Origin of the sequence: Ensifer sp. SSB1 (assembly GCF_016652895.1) — a bacterium.
Classification (GTDB): Bacteria; Pseudomonadota; Alphaproteobacteria; order Rhizobiales; family Rhizobiaceae; genus Ensifer.
In genome coordinates this window covers 1-4,326 of sequence record NZ_JAEPRP010000247.1, presented here as the reverse complement: position 1 = coordinate 4,326, position 4,326 = coordinate 1, and the positions used below count along the sequence as shown (strand labels likewise).

Below are 4,326 nucleotides of genomic sequence, written 5' to 3'. Positions count from 1 at the left end.
CCTTGCTTCACAGTTCTCTTAGCGTCCGTATCCAATGTCCCCTCGACCATGTCGACCATGTCGCTCAGTTTGTCGCAAAGCACAGATAACAGGAGCGCCATCAGAAGCGGGTTGGCATAAGATTTAACCAGCGACTGTTGATTGATCTGATCTCGTGTCCCCGCGGTGTAGATTTGAGGATAGACGTTCCTCAGCAACGCTTCTTGATCAGCGCCCACCTGATCGCCGGAAAAAACAAAGCTTGGTCTTTCGCCGGGCCACGGCCATCGCATCGTAGCTTCGGCAGTGGCGAAAAACGCCTGGATGTTTGAGTCCTGAGCAGACAAGCCCATCATCAGGGTCGGCTTTGAAACAGCAATATCCATGAGGCGGCCGATAACAGCCCTATTTTCGGGTGCCGCTGCCCAGCGATTGATTTGCGAGAAGCGGGCGACGAGAAAGGGTCGATAGTCAGTCTCGTCGGAAACCGCAAGAACTGCACAGCCATGAAACTTGACCAGTTGGGCAGCCAGCTTTGCCTGGCGAAGATCCTCGGATCTCACACACACGACCAGCTTCGGTATACCTCCGGTGAGTTCGTCTATTGCTTTCTCGACAAGCCCATCCCAATTCGCCGTAGCGATATCGGAAGCGGCACCTTCTAGCACTAGCATTGCCATACACAGATGCTCAACATCAGGATCAATTGCCGGGTTTGCAAACGTCGCCGCTACGTTGACACCTTCCCACAACAAATAGTCCTCTGGGTGGCCCGCAACGGTTATCTCGAGCAATCGGGCATAATTGTTGGTGAGACGCCCAACGATGGCGGCTTGATCCGGCCAGGCTGCAAACGCGATTCCGGTATTGGTCCTTCCCCACTCATCATCGGAGAGACCCGCAAGCCTAAGAGCCCGATTTAATGCCGCTGCAAAAGCACATTCGGCGTTGGTGCCGTCAATCCGTTGCCGAAGGAATTCAAGAACCCGCGGGATGATTTCTTTCAAACCATCCACTTTTCCAAACGAGATGCCAGAACCGAGCCAGAATGCATACCGATCCTCTGCGACCCCGGTCGCCACGGACCGGAAAGGGCCGTCCAAGATATCAAGCGTCTGTCGGATGGAAATTTTGGATGCGCTAGGCGCGAGTGCCATGTTTAACTTCCGTCGAAGATTTGTAAGCGAACCAGGTTCAAAGCAACTTATCCGCTAAGTGGTAACAATTCACTAGATCAACCGTTGATGAGGAACGAAATTCATACCCTCTCCGCGGAGAAAAATAGCCGCCGCCCATTTTCATGGCTTTATCGAGAATGACCGAGGTGCACGTACACGTTAAAGTCAGAACCATCCGTTTGAAGGTTGAACTCGAACTGATGGTCACCGAAAATCGGCGAGGGACCGTGTATCCCGTGCTCCGGTACCTGCTCTCAAACGCAGATTGCCGATATTGATCAGATGCCTGAAAACGCTGGCCTCTGGAGATTGAGAAACCTGGGGCGGTTCAAAAATCGCCCGGGCTTAACTGCGCTCAATGAAAGTTCCGTAGCAAGTCAATATCGGTTCCAACAAGCCGACACTCTCCTCAAAGGCGTGGTTTGATTCTTTCGGGTACATTGTACGCCTGGACGGTGATCGTGATCTCTCTGTTCACATCATCCTTATGTCCAAACAGGTACGTCCAACTGCTTTCAGAGCGCTTGCGGGTCATCTTCTTGAAACTGGGATGGCTGGGGGTCGCTTCCTCGATCTTCGCAAGAACCCCGCTAAAGTCCTTGTTGCGGTTGAAAACAAGGACGGCAGCCTTCGTGTCTCTCCAACTCAAATAGGACAAGACCTGGTCCAAGGTCTCGAGATAGCCTTTTTCACCCGTCCAGAACTTGCACTCGCCTACGAAGATGTTCCTTCCATTGACTTTGATGAGAATGTCGGACTTGCCCTCATAATTGAAGGTTTCACCGGTTGCGTCGCCCGAAAAGTGGCCATTGAGTTGGACCAAGAAATGGGTCCGTAGGCTCTCTTCGTCGATTTCTCGAAACGCGGCAGGACTTTGCTCCATCACACCGACCATATTCTCCAATACGGACAGAATATGCTCGTAGTCTTCATTGCTGAGTATTGGCTCTGGCTTGAAGGGCTCGCTCGAGGGGACAGGCTTGGGCACGGTGGCGCGAATCTTGCGGCGCACGGATGGAGCAGCGAAGGTCTGGCTTGCACCCGGGCGCTCTTTCATTTTGAAGCCCAGTCCCGCGATTAGGGATTTGTCTCTAAGCAACTTCTCCTTGCGCTGCTCGATCGCTTGCGTCGCCAAGCTTTCCAGGCTGCTGTTATAGGACCTAGCGTCGTTCGCCAGCCAGCCAAGATGTTCGTTGATCGATCTCACGACTCGGTCGATTTCTTGTCTCACCCGTTCAGGACTAAGATCAGCTCCCGTGATGGAGAATGAAACAATGCCATCTCCAATGACCGCTCGTGGATTGTTGAAATTGCGCGTCGTAGGCTGGATATCAAATCCAAGCTTGTTGCCGGTAAAGGGGATCTCAACGTCCACGGATGTGCCCGTGATGTAGTAAGGCCGGGACCGGTCGCTTATCCATCTATCGGGATCACGGCTCACATCGATTTGGGTCTCACGTTGATCGACCACTAGATCGTCAGAGTATATCTGTGGCACGTCAAAGGCCATTTCGCTCGCATAATATCGTGCTAAATCAGTGGTCGACGTATTTAGTAATTCGTCGCCACTTTTTCGTTCGATGGATTCGAGGAGCTGCTTTTTCCATTGCTCTTGTGTCGCGAACCAATCTCCCTTGTTAAATAGAAGGTCGGGCACAGCATTCCGATAACCGCGCATTTGTAGACAACCCCAAACGTAACACTCGGTAAGAGTGTATCCTAACGTATTGGCTATCGAGTTTGCTTGAAGAAATCGAGTTGCGCACAGGAATATTAGGAAATCGATATCTCCTGCCCACTGACTAAGGGATACCCGCTGGGCCCCCCGCGTGACCTCACCTGCCAGATGAGGCCACTGAAGTGCGTGAGAGTCGTGTCTCCAGGTGGCACACGAAGTCTGGGATAGACCGGCGCGATTGCACGTCCAGATGTGGAGGGGATATGGACAGCGCATCGCCGACTGCGTTGTTGCTCGATGTTTTCGCGATGTCGCTCTGCAAACGGGTTCTGTGTTCGTATCGCCATCAAGGCGAGGGAAAGGAGACATCCGGACTGGGCGGCATGTTGCCAGCTTCCCGTCCTCTCAGCCGGGTGGAGAGTTCGCGTTATTGCCGTTGATCTGAACGCCCAGGACGCATCAGGAGTGGACACTTGGCCAGTGCGATCCGAGCGTCTCAACTCGGGCCGTTATCGGACTGGCTGCTTACAGCGCATGACCCGATTAAGCAGGCTCGGGCAACGAGGCGAACACTGGCTCTCCGCTTGATTTGGCGAACGTTAGCTCCAAAACGTCGCAGTGAATCAGAGCGCCATGTGTGAGTCTTTGCCGCGGCGAATCCTGCCCGACATAGCGCGCGGCCGGGAAGCGTTCGATGACGAGCCCAGTAATATCCACACCGCGCGAAGCACCTAGCCGGTTCAACATAGTAAGAAAGGAACGATGCGCGGGCCGATCAGAGGTTGGAATCGCATCGAAGGCATTTTTGCTCGAATCCGACCCCTCTATTATCGGCACGAGGAATTCGAGCTCATCTGGGAAGTAACTGTCGACGAAGCCCGATTGCCGCTCGCGTACCTTCCCGATGGACCAGGCGTCGGCCTGAATGGAGACTTGCTTGATGGGCGCGTAGACCTTCCCAACGCGACAAGCCTTGTCGAAAGCTTCCTCAAGGCTCAGCCAATCACGATCGAAGCTGATCGAGGCGATCAACGTCGCATCACCGTCAAAATCGGCGACGCGGCGAGCGATGATGCGCTGCTGCTGCCCCACTGGGACCGATTGCGCGGCCAATGCTGCCTGTTGGGTCGCCCAGCCCGCAAGCAGCGCCGTTGAGCGTGGAGGTCCAAAGGATCGACGTGGTCCAGCCGGCTGATAGTCGATCGCTCCCCAAAATTCGTTGGCGTACTGGTTGAAGCCTGCAGTTTCGCGGAACATGCCAACGGCGCGAACACCTCGCGCCGCCACGCCCGATATCGCCGCGAGGCCCGCGGATGGATCATCGGGGTCGATGAAGGTGAGGCGCGGCGCTGCCTCGGCTATCTCTGCCTCGACCGCTTCGATTGATACGTTAGTAGACTTGTTGAGATGCGGCAGCGAGATGCGCCGCAGCCAAGCGACACGATCCTCGTCGAACCAGTTGCGCGAGTGAATCTTCGTCACCTGCCCTGC

3 protein-coding genes are annotated in these 4,326 nt (G+C 54.6%); all 3 read right to left on the bottom strand.

What is annotated here, in order from left to right:
• Nucleotides 1-1,136: SIR2 family protein (locus tag I8N66_RS34475; protein WP_291164159.1), on the bottom strand; the 1,136-nt coding region annotated here is incomplete at its 3' end.
• 430 nt (nt 1,137-1,566) lie between these two features.
• Nucleotides 1,567-2,835 carry a hypothetical protein gene (locus tag I8N66_RS34470; RefSeq protein WP_291164156.1) on the bottom strand — a complete coding sequence of 423 codons (1,269 nt, stop codon included), beginning with the start codon at nt 2,833-2,835 and terminating at the stop codon, nt 1,567-1,569.
• Between the two features lie 543 nt (nt 2,836-3,378).
• Nucleotides 3,379-4,326 (bottom strand): hypothetical protein (locus I8N66_RS34465; protein WP_291164153.1); only part of this gene is annotated, 948 nt, incomplete at its 5' end.